15 protein-coding genes are annotated in these 16370 nt (G+C 72.3%); 4 read left to right on the top strand and 11 right to left on the bottom strand.

The window, feature by feature from the left end; translation table 11 throughout:
• Nucleotides 1-38 precede the first annotated feature (38 nt).
• The 7 genes from ABZZ20_RS23090 to ABZZ20_RS23060 all read right to left on the bottom strand — a co-directional run bounded on the left by ABZZ20_RS23090 (nucleotide 39) and on the right by ABZZ20_RS23060 (nucleotide 6588).
• A complete protein-coding gene (locus tag ABZZ20_RS23090) occupies nucleotides 39-1346 on the bottom strand; it encodes a LamG-like jellyroll fold domain-containing protein (protein ID WP_356872421.1) in 1308 nt (435 codons plus the stop codon).
• Nucleotides 1347-1526: 180 nt separating this feature from the next.
• Nucleotides 1527-2840: a two-component system sensor histidine kinase CseC gene (gene cseC / locus ABZZ20_RS23085; protein ID WP_356872419.1), complete on the bottom strand. Its 1314-nt coding sequence runs from the start codon at nucleotides 2838-2840 to the stop codon at nucleotides 1527-1529.
• Nucleotides 2837-3550: a two-component system response regulator CseB gene (gene cseB / locus ABZZ20_RS23080; protein WP_356872417.1), complete on the bottom strand. Its 714-nt coding sequence runs from the start codon at nucleotides 3548-3550 to the stop codon at nucleotides 2837-2839. Before cseB ends, cseC begins: the two co-directional genes overlap by 4 nt.
• A 38-nt stretch (nucleotides 3551-3588) precedes the next feature.
• A complete protein-coding gene (locus tag ABZZ20_RS23075; RefSeq protein ID WP_356872624.1) occupies nucleotides 3589-4221 on the bottom strand; it encodes a hypothetical protein in 633 nt (210 codons plus the stop codon).
• A gap of 65 nt (nucleotides 4222-4286) precedes the next feature.
• Nucleotides 4287-4859, bottom strand: a complete 573-nt coding sequence (locus ABZZ20_RS23070) for a SigE family RNA polymerase sigma factor (RefSeq protein ID WP_356872415.1) — start codon at nucleotides 4857-4859, stop codon at nucleotides 4287-4289.
• Nucleotides 4860-5032: 173 nt separating this feature from the next.
• Nucleotides 5033-5950 (bottom strand): A/G-specific adenine glycosylase, encoded by a 918-nt coding sequence (locus tag ABZZ20_RS23065; protein WP_356872413.1) that lies wholly within the window; start codon nucleotides 5948-5950, stop codon nucleotides 5033-5035.
• Entirely contained in the window at nucleotides 5947-6588 is a 642-nt protein-coding gene (locus ABZZ20_RS23060; protein ID WP_356872411.1) for a phosphatase PAP2 family protein, read from the bottom strand. Before ABZZ20_RS23060 ends, ABZZ20_RS23065 begins: the two co-directional genes overlap by 4 nt.
• 221 nt (nucleotides 6589-6809) lie before the next feature.
• Between ABZZ20_RS23060 and ABZZ20_RS23055 the strand changes: the two genes are divergently transcribed.
• Nucleotides 6810-7556, top strand: a complete 747-nt coding sequence (locus tag ABZZ20_RS23055) for a hypothetical protein (RefSeq protein WP_356872409.1) — start codon at nucleotides 6810-6812, stop codon at nucleotides 7554-7556.
• Between the two features lie 91 nt (nucleotides 7557-7647).
• Here the strand turns inward: ABZZ20_RS23055 and disA are convergent, their stop codons facing one another.
• Both disA and radA read right to left on the bottom strand, forming a co-directional pair.
• Nucleotides 7648-8772, bottom strand: a complete 1125-nt coding sequence (disA, locus tag ABZZ20_RS23050) for a DNA integrity scanning diadenylate cyclase DisA (protein ID WP_356872407.1) — start codon at nucleotides 8770-8772, stop codon at nucleotides 7648-7650.
• A gap of 340 nt (nucleotides 8773-9112) precedes the next feature.
• Nucleotides 9113-10516 (bottom strand): DNA repair protein RadA, encoded by a 1404-nt coding sequence (gene radA / locus ABZZ20_RS23045; protein WP_356872405.1) that lies wholly within the window; start codon nucleotides 10514-10516, stop codon nucleotides 9113-9115.
• 361 nt (nucleotides 10517-10877) lie between these two features.
• Between radA and ABZZ20_RS23040 the strand changes: the two genes are divergently transcribed.
• Nucleotides 10878-12599: a hypothetical protein gene (locus tag ABZZ20_RS23040; protein ID WP_356872404.1), complete on the top strand. Its 1722-nt coding sequence runs from the start codon at nucleotides 10878-10880 to the stop codon at nucleotides 12597-12599.
• 236 nt (nucleotides 12600-12835) lie between these two features.
• Complete coding sequence (locus ABZZ20_RS23035; RefSeq protein ID WP_356872402.1) at nucleotides 12836-13762, top strand: hypothetical protein; 927 nt, start codon at nucleotides 12836-12838, stop codon at nucleotides 13760-13762.
• A 200-nt stretch (nucleotides 13763-13962) separates the two neighbouring features.
• Here ABZZ20_RS23035 and ABZZ20_RS23030 read toward each other — a convergent pair whose 3' ends face one another.
• Entirely contained in the window at nucleotides 13963-14790 is an 828-nt protein-coding gene (locus tag ABZZ20_RS23030) for a hypothetical protein (protein WP_356872400.1), read from the bottom strand.
• A gap of 63 nt (nucleotides 14791-14853) precedes the next feature.
• Here ABZZ20_RS23030 and ABZZ20_RS23025 point away from each other — a divergent pair, with 63 nt between their 5' ends.
• On the top strand, nucleotides 14854-15801 hold the full coding sequence (locus ABZZ20_RS23025) for a Ppx/GppA phosphatase family protein (RefSeq protein WP_356872398.1): 948 nt from the start codon (nucleotides 14854-14856) through the stop codon (nucleotides 15799-15801).
• A 370-nt stretch (nucleotides 15802-16171) separates the two neighbouring features.
• On the opposite strand, the gene ABZZ20_RS23020 is transcribed toward ABZZ20_RS23025, so the two are convergent.
• The coding region (locus tag ABZZ20_RS23020) for a hypothetical protein (protein WP_356872396.1) at nucleotides 16172-16370 on the bottom strand (199 nt) is incomplete at its 5' end.

The raw sequence follows: 16370 nt of genomic DNA, 5'->3' as shown, positions 1-16370 counted from the left end.
GCGGCCCGAGCAGCGGCCCGAGTTCGGCCCGCAGCCGGTCAGAACAGCAGCCAGGAGCCCGTCGGCTTGGTCGACGGGTCGACCTTGCCGGCCTTGAGGGTGTCGATCTGGGCCGGCGACAGCATCACGTCGTACGTCTGCACGCTGTCCATGGCGCCGCTCCACGGCGCGGTCCACTTGTCCTCGTGGCGGGAGCGGGCCAGTTCCAGCGGTCCTTGGGCCTGGAAGACGCCGGGGACGGGGGCCTCGCCCGCCTTCTTCCCGTTGACGTACAGGGCGATCTGCTTGCGTTCGGCGTCGTAGGTCCCCGTCAACAAAGCGAAGGTCTTCTCCATCTTGGGACTTTCACCGCTGACCGTCACCGTGGTCGCCTCGGCCCCCTGGTCGCCCGTCTGGACGCGGAAGACCCAGGCCGACTTGCCGTTCACCTGGTCCAGGCCCAGCTCGAACGAGAAGGACTTCTCGTTGCCCTGGCTGACGGCCATCTGGCGGCCCTTGGCGGCGCGGTTCCAGACGCGGGCCGAGACGGTGAAGCTCTTGGACGTGTCCACGACGCGCTTCTCGGACTCGGCGTACGAGTTCTCGTTGCCCTTCGTCCGCACCTCGAAGCGCTTGTCGATCGGGAACACCCCGGCGTCCGGGCCCATCTTCAGCGGGGCCTTGCCGCTGCGGTCACGGATCTGGGTCGGGTCGTCCTTGACGGTCGGAGTGTTGTCGACGGGGGCCTTGCTCTTCGACCCGCTGGGGGAGGGGGAGGCCGACACGGACGGGGACGGGGACTGCTTGTCGTCCGCCTCGTCCTTGCCCTGGTCGCCGCCCACCAGCAGGAACGCTCCTCCGCCGGCGAGCAGCGCCAGTACGGTCACCGCGCCGCCGATCATCCACAGCCGCTTCTTGCGCCGCTCGGCCGCCGAGCGGTCGGCCATGGCCTCCCAGTCGGGCTGGTCCGACTGGGGAACGAACTGCCCCGGGATCCCGGGTCCCGGACCGCCGGGTGCCGTCGGCGCGCCCATGTTCGGGAGCCCTTGGGCCCACTGCTGCGGTGACGGACCCGCCGGGGGCGGCCCGTACTGGTTCGGGTTCGGCTGGGCGCCCGGCTGCGGATAGCCGTAGCCACCGCCCTCCGCGGGCGGGACCTGCGGCGGTGGGCCGAAGCCTCCGCCGCCGCCCGGCGCCGGTGGGCCGGGCGGGTAGCCGTAGCCTCCGCCGCCGCCCGGCGCTGGTGGGCCGGGCGGGTAGCCGTAGCCGGCTCCGGGGGCCGGCGGGACCGGCGGGAACCCGTAGCCCCCGTTCCCCGGGGCGGGCTCGGGCTGCGGGTTGCTGGGGGGATTCGTACCGTCGGTCATGCCAGGGATGCTAAAACACGGGCCCGCTCAGCCGTACGGCCCGGTCCCGATCGGTTGCCGCAACAGGGGGCCCGCCCGCCGGGGCGAGCCGCACCAGCCGGGCACCGTGGACCGCGGCTGCGAGACCGCGGACGCTGGCCGCGGGGGGTGGGCCGGGCGGGACCCCCGCCCGCCCGCGGCCTACCCCGGGAGCGTGATGGTCGGGAAGCTTCCCGTCGCTGTCGGGGCGTGCTCCGGCAGCCACAGCACCGCCACGGCGCCGGCCGCCGCGCCCTCGCGGGTAGCGACGCCGGGGGCAGCCACGTTGCGGAACGTCAGCCGGGCGCCCAGCACCCGCGCCTGCCCCTCCGCGATGGTCAGCCCCAGTCCGTGTCCCACCCCGGCGCGGTCCGTCGATCCGGTCCTGAACCGGCTCGGCCCCTCGCGCAGCAGAGCCTCGGGGAAGCCCGGCCCGTGGTCCCGGACCCGGACGACCCGGCCCTCGACATCGACCTGCACCGGCGGCTGCCCGTACCGCGAGGCGTTCGCGAGGAGGTTGCCGAGGATCCGCTCCAGGCGCCGCGGGTCGGTGCTGACGATCTCGTCCGCGACGATCCGTACGGTGGCCTCGGGCATCAGGGCGCGTGCCCGCCGGCTCACGAACTCGCCCAGCGCCACGTCCTGTAGCTCCGCCCGCTCGGACGCGCTGTCCAGCCGGGCCACCTCCAGTACGTCCTCGACCAGCGCACGCAGCGCCTGTGCCCGGTCCCGCACGAGTTCGGTCGGCCGGCCCGGAGGCAGCAGCTCTGCCGCCGTGAGCAGGCCCGTCACCGGGGTCCGCAGCTCGTGCGCGATGTCCGCGGTCACCCGTCGCTCGGCCTCCAGCCGCTGCTGGAGCGCATCGGCCATGGCGTCCACGGCCCGCGCGAGGTCGTCGGTCTCGTCCCGTACGACGCCGCCGACCGCGTCCCGCACCCGTACGTCGGGGTCCCCGTGCGCCACCCGCTGCGCGGCGGCTGCGGCCTTGCGCAGCCGGCTCGAAATCTGCCCGCCGATGAGTACGCCCAGCGCCGAGCCGCCCATCACGACGGCCAGTGAGCCGACGACCAGGGCCCGGTCCAGGTCGCGCACCATGTTGACGCTCTCCTTGAACGGCAGGTGCAAGGACAGCACCTGGCCGTTGCCGAGCGGTACGGCAGCCCAGACCTCCGGAATTCCGCGCCGGGTCTCCTGCACGTACGTTCCGCGCCGCCCGGACCGTGCCTTCTCCCGCAGTTCGGCCGGCAGGTCGGGATCGTTGAGCTTGACCCCCATGGGGGGCTTGCGCCCTGTCTCGGCGGTGCGCGCGAAGTACTGCACCCGTTCCAGTTGCGTATCGCGGGCGCTCTCCAGCATCGACACGCGGGCGGCGCTGTGCACCACCAGGCTCAGCGCTACGGCGGTGAGCGCGCCCACGCAGGCGATGGCGAGCGTGATCTTCCAGCGGATCCCCGTGCGCAGGGTGACGCGTCTCATCCCTTGAGCTTGTATCCGAAGCCCCGGACCGTTTCGATCCGGTCCTGTCCGATCTTGGTGCGCAGCCGCTGGACGTGGACGTCCACGACGCGGGTGTCGCCGCCCCAGTCGTAGTCCCAGACGCGTTCCAGGAGCCGGTCGCGGGACAGCACGGTGCCGGGTGCGGAGGAGAATTCCAGCAGCAGCCGCATCTCGGTCGGCGTGAGCGCGACCGGCGTACCGGCCTTGCGGACCTCCATGCCCTCGGTATCGACCTCCAGGTCGCCGAAGACGAGCACGCCGCGCTCTTCGGACCCCTCTTCGCCGTTCGCGCCCGGGCCGCCGTTCTGGGGGCCGCCGGCGTGGCCGAAGCGACGGAGCACCGCACGGATGCGTGCGACGAGGACCGAGCCGTCGAAGGGCTTGGTGACGTAGTCGTCGGCGCCGGCCTCCAGGCCCAGCACCACGTCGATGGAGTCGGCGCGCGCCGACAGCATGATCACCGGGACGGTGGACTCGTCACGGATCCGGCGGCACAGGCTCACCCCGTCCATGCCGGGCACCATCACGTCGAGCAGCGCGATGTCCGGCCGGTTGGACCGGAAGGACTCCAGGCCGGAGAGGCCGTCGGGCATGGCGGTGACCACGAACCCGTCGCGCTCCAGCGCCAGGGTCGTGGCCTCACGGATGACGTCGTCGTCCTCCACGAACAGGACATGGGTCTCGGCCATGCGGAAGCCTCGCCTCGGTTCTTCGCTACTTCGGTCCGTCAGTTCTTGGTGGTGCTGGCCGGAGCGGGCTGTCCCCCGTCGATGTTGCTGTAGTCGGTGTGCACCCGGTCCTGCTCGGTGAACTTCTCCCCGTTCCAGCGGTACGTGATCACGTCCTCGCCGGACGGGTAGGCGAGGGCGTCGCTCTTCGCGTACACGGGCTTGGTGACCACCAGGTCACCCCGGTCGATCTCGGCGTAGACGGGGGGTTGTTCGTCCGAGAACACATTCTCGTACTTCCCGCCGTCCTCCCGGTACACGTACGAGCCGACCCCGAGTGCGTCGGCGCAGGAGAGCACGTTGACGACGATGTCGACGACGGCGCTTCCGGTGATCTTCCCGTAGCTCACGTCGACCGGGTACTCCTTGCCCGTGCAGGGCTTGAGGCCCCGCTTGACCTCGGCGCTGACCTTGGGGTCGGCCTGGAGCAGTGCGACGGGGTCGACCGCCTTGAGCGCCTTGCCCGAGGGCGAGGCGGAGGCCGGGGCGTGGCCGGGCGGGGTGGTCACCGAGCCGCTCTTGGACACCGGTTCGGTGCGGGCTGGGCCGCCGTCGCGCAGACCGGTCCCGCCGGTGGCGCAGCCGGCCGCGAACAGCACGGTGCCGACGAGGACGACCGTCCCCGCCGACATCAACACAAGGGGCCCCCTCCAAGGGGTCCCCGGGGGAGAACTTCTGCCGTTCAGGCTTTGGCCGTTCAGGCCGCGCACCGCTCACGCCCCTCGTACCGGATGGTGTGGTCACCGCGGTGGTCACCGCGCTCCAACGCGCGCATGTCCAGGTCCCGGCTCTCCAGCTCCTGCCGGAGTCGGGCCAACGCGCGGTGCAGGGTGCTCTTCACAGTACCCGCCGACATGCCGAGCGCCGCAGCCGTCTCCTCGGTGCTCATCTGCTCCCAGTGTCGCAGCACGACCACGCTGCGCTGCTTGGGTGCGAGCACCTTGAGGATGTCCATCAGCAGGGCGCGGTCGGCACGCTGTTCGGTGCCGTCCTCGACGGAGGCGTCCGGGAGCTGCTCGGTGGGGACCTCTTCGAGTTTGCGGGCACGCCACCACTCGGTACGGGTGTTGATCATGACGCGGCGCAGGTAGGCATCGGCCAGGGACTTGTCGGCGATGCCGTCCCAGCGGCCGTACGTGCGGACCAGGGCGGTCTGCAGGAGGTCCTGCGCGTCGGTGGGGTCCGGGACCAGGCGCCGGGCACTGCGCAGCAGCGCGTCCTGCCGAGTGCGTACGTACTCCTCGAATCCGAGTACCTCGCCGTGCGCCATCTCTGACCGCCTCCGTTTCGTGCAACCGCTCGTCCGCTCCCCTACGGATTCGAAAGTACGGAGGCGTTGTCACGGGCCTGTGCGGGTCAGCCTTCGGTGGGCGCACGGACACCCATAGGTTGTGTAACAGCGTCGTGAGCTGGGGTTTCGTCGAGATAAACGGAATCTGGGAGTCAGTTTGTGGCGGGGCCCTGCGGCAGCCGGTACATCCCAGCGGCGAGCGGTTCGACCAGCCCGTCGGACACCAGCCCGTCCAGCGCCCGGGCCCGCTGCACGGGCTCGTCCCAGACGGTGTCGAGTACGGCCTGCGGGACCGGTCCGACCGCTTCCCGGAGCACGGCGAGCAGCTTGCCGCGCACCTGCCGGTCCGTCCCGGCGTACGTCTGACCGCGCCGGGGCGGACCCTCGTGCGCCGGCTTACCCGCGAGCCGCCACGCGCACAGCCCGGCGACCGGGCAGCGCGCGCAGTCCGGAGACTTGGCCGTGCACACCAGCGCGCCGAGTTCCATCGAGGCCGCCGCCCAGCGGGCCGCGGTGCCCTCGTCCTCGGGCAACAGGGTCCGGGCCAGGCGTCGCTCGGCGGCAGTGGTGGCGTTCGGCGGGTACTCGACCCCCGTCGTGGTGCGGGCGAAGACCCGACGGACGTTGGTGTCCAGCACGGCGTGCCGCTGCCCGTACGCGAACGAGGCCACCGCAGCCGCGGTGTACTCGCCGATCCCGGGCAGCGCGAGCAGCTGCGTGTGGTCCCGCGGTACGTCGCCACCGTGCCGCTCCGTTATCGCGACGGCCGCCCCGTGCAGGCGCAGGGCGCGCCGGGGATAGCCGAGCCGCCCCCAAGCCCGTACGGCCTCGCCGGGGGCCTCGGCGGCCAGGTCGGCGGGGCGGGGCCAGCGGGTGAGCCACTGCTCGTACACGGGCAGGACCCGGCTGACGGGGGTCTGCTGGAGCATGAACTCGCTGACCATGACCCCCCAGGGGCCGGCCTCGGGGCGGCGCCAGGGAAGGTCGCGGGCGTGCTCCTCGAACCAGGCGATGACCGGGGAGTGCAGCGCGTGGGAGACGTCGGGGGAAGGGCTGGTGGATGCAGTCATGGCAGACGGCATCCTGGCATGTTTCCGGCCTGCCGCGCGGGGCCCGGGCCGGTGAACCAGACAGCGGCGCGCCCGCCGCTCGCCCGCATGGCGGTGGTGATCGTGGTGAGCGGACCTGTGAGGGCGAGGACGACCAACGCGGCGAGCGAACCACCGAGCAGCAGGCCCATCGCCACGTCGTGGGGGTAGTGGACACCGACGAAGACCCGAGAGAAGGCCATCAGCAGCGCCATCGGAACGGTCAGCAGCGCGAGGCGGCGCACCGCGAGGGTCAAGGCCACCGCGGCGGCTCCCGCGAGGGCCGAGTGGTTGCTGGGGAAGGACCAGTCTCCTGGGGCGGGGCACGGGACGAGGGAGGCGACTGCCCCGACCACGGCCCGGCAGGGCCGCTCCTCGGCCACACCGGACTTCACCGCCTCGGACGCGACGTACGCCACGGCGGTCGCGAGCGGCGCGAGGACGGCGAGGGCGACGGCCCGAGGGTCGTGGCGTGCCCGCGAACGCCACCAGACGACGGCGAAGAGCACGCCGAAGAGCAGCAGTCCGTACTCCGTCCAGACCTCGAACGCCGACTGCACCCAGCCGGGTGCCCAGTGGGCGGAGTCGGTGATGTCGCGGTACAGGTCGGAGGTGCTCATGATCACCGACCGTACCCAAAGGGCCGGGCCCCAGGCGAGACCGTTGGCCGATTCTCTACGCTCCGACGTCCACCCGCAGGATGATCATCGGCAAAACAAGCCGCTTGCGCGGCATGTGGGGCGCGGAACGGGCCGCGGCTTCTCGTAAAGTTCCGTCCGTGGGATCTATGCGCAATCCGGTCGGGCCGCTCCCCTCCTCCATCTATTGGCGACGGAGGGCTGTGTTGGCGTCCGTTGTCGCGCTGCTCGCGCTCCTCGCCGTATGGACCGTCAGTTCCGGTGGGGGAAAGTCGAGTACGAGCGGCAAGGGTCCGAAAGGGCCCGATCCCGTCACCTCGATCACCCCGGGACCGTCGGGCACCGGGCCGGCGATCAGTCAGGCGCCGGGCGGACGTGCGGAGTCGGGTGCCGGAGCGGGCAAGAACGGCGAGCAGGGCGGCAGTCCGGGCGCGACTCCCGGTTCCGGTTCTGCTTCCGGTTCTGCTTCCGGCGGCAGCAACACCGGCAGCAGTGGCGGCGGCGCCGGCGGCGCGGCTGCCCAGGTCCCGGCGGACTCCCCGCTTCCCACCTGTGCCCCGAGCGGGCTCCAGTGGGAGGTCAAGAGCGTGAAGAACGAGTACGAGACCAACGAGAAGCCGCGCCTCGAACTGGTCGCGCGCAACGTCTCCGGAACGACCTGCAAGATCGACCTCGGCCCGAAGCAGGCGGTCCTGACCATCCTCCAGGCGAGCAGCAGCAAGGCCGTCTGGTCCTCGGCGGACTGCCCGACGGGCGCGGGCAACGCGTTCTTCCGGGTGCCGGCCCAGGGCGAGACGAAGCAGTTGCTGGAGTGGGACAGGAAGTTCAGCGCAGCGGACCAGTGCCAGACGCCCCCGGCGGGCAGCGCGGCCCCGGACACGTACGTGGTGGAGGTCAAGTCCCCCGGCATGCCGGTGGCCCGGACGTCCTTCGTCCTGAAGCAGGACTAGCTGTATTGCCCCGGGCCGTCCCGAAAGGGACGGCCCAGTAGCTAGTGCTGTGACCGGAAGGGTTCACCGGCAAACCCTTCCGGCCACAGCACTAGACGTAGCGTTCGAGGATCGAGGACTCGGCCAGACGCGACAGGCCCTCGCGGACGCTTCGCGCCCGGGCCTCGCCGACCCCGTCGACCGTCTGCAGGTCGTCGACGCTCGCGGCCAGCAGCTTCTGCAGGCCCCCGAAGTGCTCCACCAGCCGCTCGATGATCGCCCCCGGCAGCCGCGGAACCTTCGCCAGCAGCCGGTAGCCGCGCGGGGACACCGCCGAGTCCAAGGTCTCCGGCGAGCCCGTGTACCCCAACGCCCTCGCCACGATGGCGAGCTCCAGCAGCTCCGGATGCGTCAGTGCGTCCAGTGCCGGCAGGGCTTCCTCCACCGTGCGGGAGCGCTTCGCGGTCGGCTCCGGAACGTAGTCCCGGACCACGAGCTCCCGCTCCTGCTCGATCCCCACCGTCAGCTCGTCCAGCTGGAGCGACAGCAGTCGCCCGTCCGTGCCCAGCTCGACCACGTATTCCGCGATTTCCGTGGCGATGCGACGCACCATTTCCAGCCGCTGCGCGACCGCCGTGACGTCGCGCACCGTGACCAGGTCCTCGATCTCCAGCGCGGACAGCGTGCCGGCGACCTCGTCCAGGCGCAGCTTGTAGCGCTCCAGCGTGGCCAGGGCCTGGTTCGCCCGCGACAGGATCGCCCCGGACTCCTCCAGGACGCGCCGCTCCCCGTCCACGTACAGCGCGATCAGCCGCATCGACTGGGACACCGACACGACGGGGAACCCGCACTGCTTCGAGACGCGGTCCGCCGTGCGGTGACGGGTGCCCGTCTCCTCCGTCGGGATCGACGCGTCCGGGACCAGCTGCACCCCGGCCCGCAGGATCTTGCTGATGTCCTTGTCCAGGATCAACGCACCGTCGAGCTTGCACAGCTCGCGCAGCCGGGTGGCGGTGAACTCCACGTCCAGCACGAAACCGCCCGTGCACATCGACTCGACGGTCTTGTCCATCCCGAGGACGATGAGGCCGCCGGTGTTGCCGCGGACGATCCGTTCCAGACCGTCGCGCAGGGGCTGACCAGGTGCGACCGCGCTCAGCGAGGCACGCATCATGGCCTCCTGCTTGGAGCTCGCGCCCGACTTGCCGGATGCTGCTGCCCCGTCCTTGGCTGCCACTGCACTCCTCCGGTCGCGGGTTGCGCCGCCTGCGTACGGCCGGGCGGACCAGCACAAAGTCTACCGGCGCGCGCTGCGCGCCCGCCGTGGCTTGGCCAGGTGCGCCCGTGAGGGGCCCCGTACAGGCCCCCTCACCAGGCGCTCGGCGGCCCGCCGGCGCCTCGTCGGCGGGCTGTTGACGGCGGATGTTGGCGGATGTTGGTGGGCTCGGGTGGCCCGTTGGCTCGGTGGCTCGGTGGCTCTGTGCCGGCTGCTCGGGGCTTGGGTGCCCGTTGCCTCGGTGGCCGTTCGCCGGCTCCTCCTCTGCTACTCCTTGACCGCCGCTACTCCTTGGGCGCCGCTACTCCTTGGCCGCCGCCCGCGACCGCCCGCGCGGCAGGACCCGCAGCGCGTCGCCCACGTCCGCCACCTCGATGACCTTCATCCCCACCGGCACCCTCCCGGGATCGACGGGCACCAGGGCGTGCGTGAAACCGAGCCGGTGCGCCTCCGCGAGACGCCGCTGCACACCGGTCACGCGCCGCACTTCGCCCGCGAGTCCGACCTCGCCGATCGCCACGAGGTTCTTCGGTAGGGGGACGTCGCTGGCGGCCGACGCCAGCGCGAGCGCGATCGCCAGGTCGGCGGCGGGCTCGGTGAGCTTCACCCCGCCCACGGTGGCGCTGTAGATGTCGCGCTTGCCGAGCGCGGTGATGCGTCCGCGCTGTTCCAGCACCGCCAGCATCATCGAGACGCGGGAGGTCTCCAGGCCCGAGGTGGTCCGGCGGGGCGAGGGGATCTGCGAGTCAACGGTCAGCGCCTGCACTTCGGCGACCAGCGGGCGCTTGCCCTCAAGGGTCACCGTCAGACAGGTCCCGGGAACGGCTTCCGCACGCCGTGTGAGGAACAGCCCGCTCGGGTCGGCGAGCCCGGTGATCCCCTCGTCGTGCAGTTCGAAGCAGCCGACCTCATCGGTGGCCCCGTAGCGGTTCTTGATGCCGCGCACCAGGCGCAGCCGGGCGTGCCGGTCGCCCTCGAAGCTCAGGACGACGTCCACCAGGTGTTCGAGGAGGCGCGGACCGGCGATCGCCCCGTCCTTGGTGACGTGCCCGACCAACAGCGTGGCCATCCCGCGCTCCTTGGAGGCCCGGATCAGCGCCCCGGCCACCTCGCGCACCTGGGCCATGCCGCCGGGCGCGCCGTCGATCTCGGGGGAGGCCACGGTCTGGACGGAGTCCAGGACCAGCAGCGAGGGCTGCACGGCGTCGAGGTGGCCCAGTACGGCGGACAGGTCCGTCTCGGCCGCGAGGTAGAGGTGGTCGTTCAGGGCGTTGATCCGGTCGGCCCGCAGCCGCACCTGGCTCGCCGACTCCTCGCCCGTGACGTACAGGGTGCGGTGGGCCTCGCCGGCCGCCTTGGCCGCCACGTCCAGCAGCAGCGTCGACTTCCCGACGCCCGGCTCGCCGGCGAGCAGCACCACGGCCCCCGGTACGAGCCCGCCGCCGAGGACCCGGTCCAGTTCGTCCACGCCGGTGCTGCGGGCGGTCGCCGTCCGGCCGTCTACCTGCGCGATCGGGAGCGCGGGCGCCGACACCCGCCCGGCTGCGGTGGTCCGTACGGCGGGTGCGCCGCCCATTTCCTCCACGGTGCCCCACGCCTGGCATTCGGGGCACCGCCCGAGCCACTTCGCGGTGGTGTATCCGCACTCGGAGCAGCGGTAGGACGGCCGGTCCTTGGCGGATGAACGAGATGTACGGGCAGCCATGCGGCCCACGGTATCCGGCCCCTATGACAACCCCCCGGCCAGCAGCCCATTCCCACCCTGCGCCCTGCGCCCTGCGCCCTGCGCCCTGCGCCCCCTCTTTGGTCCGCCCCCAGCCCGCGGCCCTCCCCGGTCCGGCCCCCGGTCCTCCCGGGTCTGGCCGGGCCCCCGGTCTGACTGGGCCCCGGGCCTGGCCCGGCCCCGGGGCCTGGCGCCCGGCCTCGGCCCTACCCGGTCTGGCCGGGCCCCCGGTCTGCCCGGCGTCAGGGCCGCGGTCAGCGGGTGCCCGATCTGTTCACCCGTAAGGGCTAAAACAGCTGAAGGCTTCACGGCCGTCACCGGCGTGCGGCCTACCTTCGCCAGGGTGAGCAGCAGCGACCAGGAACACCTCGCCCCGTGCACCGGCGCACACCGGGCGCACGGGCGCATGCCCGCCGAGGGCCCCGAAAGAGAACAACCGCCTCCCTTCCGGCACGAGCCGTACCTGGACGGCCTGTTCACGTACTGCCTCTCGGTCCTGTGCGACCACGACACCGCCACCGAGGTCCTCGCCGAGGTCCTCGCCTTGGCGGAGCGGCATTCCGGGCGCTGCCCGGACGAGGGGGACCGGCGGGCTTGGCTGTATGCCCTCGCCCGGTGGGGTTGCCTGCGGCAGCTGGCAGAGCATCGGCGGGTCCGGCAGGGGGCGCATTCCGCCCGGCGCACGCCGGAGCACACCCCCGCCGAGCCCCCGCCGGAGGCGCACCGCTCCCTGGACGTGAGCGCGTACCGGCGCACCGAGCTGGCCCGGCTCGCCTGGCCCGAGGCCGCCGGGACCACCCCCGCACAGCGCGAGGCCCTCGAACTCGCCGTCCGCCACCGTCTCGGCGTCCCCGAACTCGCCTCGGTCCTCGGTACGCCCCCCGCCGCCGCCCGGGAGCTGCTGTCCGGCGCGGCCTGCGAGGTGGAGCGGACCCGCGCCGCCCTCGCCGTCGTCGAAGCCGGCAACTGCCCCTCCGTGTCGCGGCTCACCGGCGACGGGCAGGTGCTCCTGTCCACCACCCTGCGGGCCGAGCTCGTGCGCCACGTCGACGACTGTCCGCGGTGCCGGCGCGTCGCCGAACGCGTCGATGCCGCCTCCCCCTGGCCCGGCACGGGTGGCATCGAAGCCGCCCTCCCGCTGGTCCCGGCCCCGCGCACCGCCGTCCGCGCAGCCATGCTCGGCTCCGGCGGGCGCGGCCGGCGCCGGCCCGGCCCGCGCTTCGACCGGGCCGGCTTCCCGATCGATCCCAGGGACCGTGCGGCCCGCCGCGACCGGTTGCGCGCCCGGGCCGTGACCACCACCGTCGTCGCTACCGTCGTCGCGGCTCCGATCCTCGCGCTCTGGGCGGCGTACCGCGGCGCCCCAGACACCGGTGAACCCGTAGGCGCGGAGTCCACCCGGATCTCCGCGAGCGAGTCCGAGATCCCGCCCCCGCACCCGGGCGGGCTGCCGCTGCGTACCTACGAGAACGCCGGCAACACCGCCCGCACCACGAGCGAGCCCGGCGTCGCCACCGGCGGCAACTCCCCGGACGCCCCGGACGCCCCGGACGTCTCCGTCGAGGTGATCAGCAGCGGGGCGCCGGTCACCTCCGACCGGGCGGGCGCTCCCGGCCGGCTCGGCGTCACTGCGTCCTCGCACGGGAGCACCACCGTGCTCACCCTCACCGCCTCCGGCGGAGCCCCCGTGGACTGGCGGCTCTGGTCCGACGCGCCGTGGCTGCGCGCGAGCCGGACGGCGGGCACCCTGGCCCCGGGAGAATCGGTCACTCTGTGGATCACGGTGGACGCCGAGGCACAGCCCGTGGGTGCCTGGTCCGCCCGGGTCGGGGTGGACCCCGGCGGCGCGGTGGTCTCCATCCAGGGCCGAGGCCGCCCGGCGCCCACGCCGACGAAGCCGGAACCGGAGCACCCGACGCCCGCTCCCACGCACACACCCGCGCCCACGCACACGCCCACGGAGTCACCCACGCCGACTCCGACCCCGACGCCGACCCCGACCACGTCTGAAGGAACGGTTTCCCCGCCTGCGGACCCGAGCGCCCCGGCACCGGCTTCGCCGTAGGGACGCACCCGCTCCGTCCGGGGCCCGAGGGTCCCCTCGGGAACTGTCGATCGGGCGTGCGGACGCCGGCGTCGCGGCCGTCTTGGGCGTGGCCGAAATCGAAGCCAACTCCTTTGTGGAATGCGTCAGTTCGGGCGTCGGTTTTTTTGATCGAAACCGTAGTGTGCGTGGCTGACGCCGCCCGGGCTCCACAGGTGCCGCCCTGGTTCGGGGGGCCATTCCACGACAGGAGACCCATGCGTACCGCACTGCTCAAGCACGGGGTGCGAGCGGCGGCCTCAGCCGCGCTCGTCCTCGCCACCTCCCTCGGCGGTCCGGCCGTCGCCAGCACGACGGACCATGACGACGCCCAGGAGCAGGCCGGTCTCGACCGGCGTGCGCCGAGGCCGGTCGACGTGCGGATCACGGCGTCCGGCATCGAGGCGCCCCAGTTCGCGCAGGCCGGCCTGGTGACCTTCCGTGTCAGGACCGACGACCCTAACGGTCACTTCCTCCAGGCCTTCCGGCCGCACGCCGGCGTGACGGTGGACCAGGTGCTGGCCGACCTCGCCAAGGCCGTCAGCCACCAGCCCGTCCCCACCGTCGAGGGCATAGCCGCGGTGCGCGACGAGGCGGAGCTGTTCGGCGGGGCCCAGGTCACCCCATCGGTCTCGGAGACGTTCACCACCCCGATCACCGCGGGTGAGATCGTCCTGCTCGACTTCGGCGCCTTCCTCGCGGACCCGGCGCACCCGATCACCCGCACGCTGCAGCTGCGCGGCTACGGGAGGTCGGGGGACCTGACGGACTTCGCCGACAGCCTGGTGATCGAACGGGACACCCCCGACGGCCCCCGCTTCGACGTCCACGGACTCGACCGGGCCGAGGACAGCATCCTGGTGCACAACTCCTCGAACGAGCTGCACGAGATGGCGGTGCAGCCCGTCGCGCCCGGCACCACGGACGCCCAGATCCAGGCCGTCTTCGACCGCACCGCTTCCGGTCCCCTGCCCTTCACCGGGCGGCCCGTCGGCCTCGGAGTTGTTTCCCCCGGCCGGTCCGCACTGCTGGAGACCCGGAACCTGCCCCCGGGCACGTACGTGCTCCTCTGCTTCGTCCCGGACGACCGGATCGGCCTCCCGCACGCGGTCAAGGGCATGCACAAGGTCGTCGTCTTGACCTGACCGACCTGACCGACCTGACCGACCTGACCGACCTGACCGACCTGACCGACCTGACCGACCTGACGGTCCTGACGGTCCTGACGGTCCTGAGCTGACCGTGCTGACCTGAGGCCACCACGAGCAACGAGGTCACAGCCAGACCGTTGAGCTGTGACCTCGTCGTCACTACGAACGCACGGGCCGTGCCGGGCCGACCCGTACTAGACGACCGGGTCCGCGGGGTGCGGGGCCATCGGCAGCAGCGAGGCCAGCCGTGCCTCGCACAGCTTCACGAGGGCGTCGTACCCCTCCTTGCCCATCAGCTCGGTCAGCTCGGGGCGGTACGACACGTACACGGGCTCGCCGGCGCCGTGGGCGGACGTCGCCGACGTGCACCACCAGTGCAGGTCGTGCCCGCCCGGACCCCAGCCGCGCCGGTCGTACTCGCCGATCGACACCTGGAGTACGCGGGTGTCGTCGGGCCGGTCGATCCACTCGTACGTCCTGCGGATCGGCAACTGCCAGCACACGTCGGGCTTGGTCTCCAGCGGCTCCTGGCCGTTCTTCAGTGCCAGGATGTGCAGGGAGCAGCCGGCGCCGGCCGGGAAGCCGGGCCGGTTCAGGAAGATGCAGGCACCGTCCCAGCGCCGGGTCTGGCGCTCCCCGTCGTCGTCCTTCTGCACCCAGCCCGACTCGGTGCCGACGTCGTGGAACTGCCACAGCTCGGGCGTCAGCCGCGCCACGTTCTCAGCCACCCGCTTCTGGTCGTCCTCGTCCGAGAAGTGCGCGCCGAGGGTGCAGCAGCCGTCATCGGCCCGACCGGCCTGGATGCCCTGGCAGCCGCTGCCGAAGATGCACGTCCAGCGGGAGGTCAGCCAGGTCAGGTCGCAGCGGAAGACCTGCTCGTCATCGGCGGGGTCGGGGAATTCCACCCAGGCCCGCGGGAAGTCGAGACCCTTCTCGTCCTCGTCGCGGGCGACCGAGGTTTTGGCCTTGGCCTTGGCCTTCTTGATGGTCTTGGACTTGTTGGCCTTCTTCGTATTGGGCACATACCCAAGCCTAAGCGCCCCTTACTCCACCCATACTCCAGCGGCACAGTAGCGTTTCCTCGTATGAGACTCGGTGTCCTTGACGTGGGTTCGAACACGATCCATCTGCTGGTGGTGGACGCGCACCCCGGCGCGCGCCCGCAGCCGGCGCACTCGCACAAGGTGGAATTGCGGCTGGCGGAGCTGCTCGATGAGCACGGAGCGGTCACGCCGGAGGGCGTCGAGCGCCTCCTCGCGGTCATCGGCGACGCCGTGCAGGCCGCCGAGGACAAGGGCTGCGAGGACGTCTTGCCCTTCGCGACCAGCGCCGTGCGCGAGGCCACGAACGCGGACGAGGTACTGGCCCGCGTGAAGCTTGAGACCGGCATCGACCTCTCCATCCTCAGTGGCGAGGACGAAGCGCGGCTCACCTTCCTCGCCGCCCGCCGCTGGTTCGGCTGGTCCGCGGGCAAACTGCTGGTCCTCGACATCGGCGGCGGCTCGCTGGAGATCGCGTACGGCATCGACGAGGACCCCGACGCAGCCGTCTCCCTCCCGCTCGGTGCGGGCCGGCTCACCGCGGGCTGGCTCCCCGGCGACCCGCCGGACGCGGGCGACGTCCGGGCCCTGCGCCGCCACGCACGGGCGCAGATCGCCCGCTCGGTCGGTGTGTTCACCCGCTTCGGGGCACCGGACCACGTGGTGGCGACGTCCAAGACCTTCAAGCAGCTGGCGCGCATCGCGGGTGCCGCGCGTTCGGCAGACGGCCTGTACGTACAGCGGGACCTGACCCGCAAGTCCCTGGAGGAATGGGTCCCCCGGCTCGCGGCGATGACGACCGCGCAGCGGTGCGCCCTCCCGGGGGTCTCGGAGGGCCGCGCCACCCAGCTCCTGGCGGGGGCGCTCGTCGCCGAGGGCGCGATGGACCTCTTCGGCGTCGACGCGCTGGAGATCTGCCCGTGGGCCCTGCGTGAGGGCGTCATCCTGAACCGCCTGGACCACTTGCCCTCCCAGGTCCACTTGCCCTCATAGATCTGCCTGGGCTGCTCGGTCCACTTGGCTTTGTTGTCTTGCCGGTCGGGGTGGGGTGGGGGCGGGAGCTCGGTTGGGCGGTATCGGGGTGGGCTTGGGGGTTTCCCGTCAGTCCGATCGTCTGTCCGTGTCGTGCCGGGCCCTCAAGGGCGCTCCCTTCGGTCGCGTCGCTGCGCGATGGCCTGCGGCCACCCTTGACCGCCCGTCCCGCCCCGGAAAGACAGGACTGTCGGGAAGCCCCCAAAAGAACGGTCACCGGGGACCGACCCCTGCCCGGCCCATCAGGGAAGCAGGGCCGGACCTCTGGTCTTCGGGGGCGGGGTGCGGGCCCGTCTGCCCGTCCTCCGAGGCGGGCCGGCGGGCCCGCGCGTCAGATCGCTACGCGCTTCTCTCTGATCAGCGTCCGACGGCGGTCCGGGGCTGGGCATGGGCCGCTCACAGACCAGGAGGCATCGGCTTCGAACCGGCCCGTATCGAACCGGCCCGTATCGAACCGGCCCGTATCGAACCGGCCCGTATCGAACCGGCCCGTATCGAACCGGCCCGTATCGAACCGGCCCGTATCGAAC

This window comes from Streptomyces sp. NPDC006430 (genome assembly GCF_040612395.1).
Lineage (GTDB): Bacteria > Actinomycetota > Actinomycetes > Streptomycetales > Streptomycetaceae > Streptomyces.
This window is presented reverse-complemented; position numbering and strand designations above follow the sequence as displayed.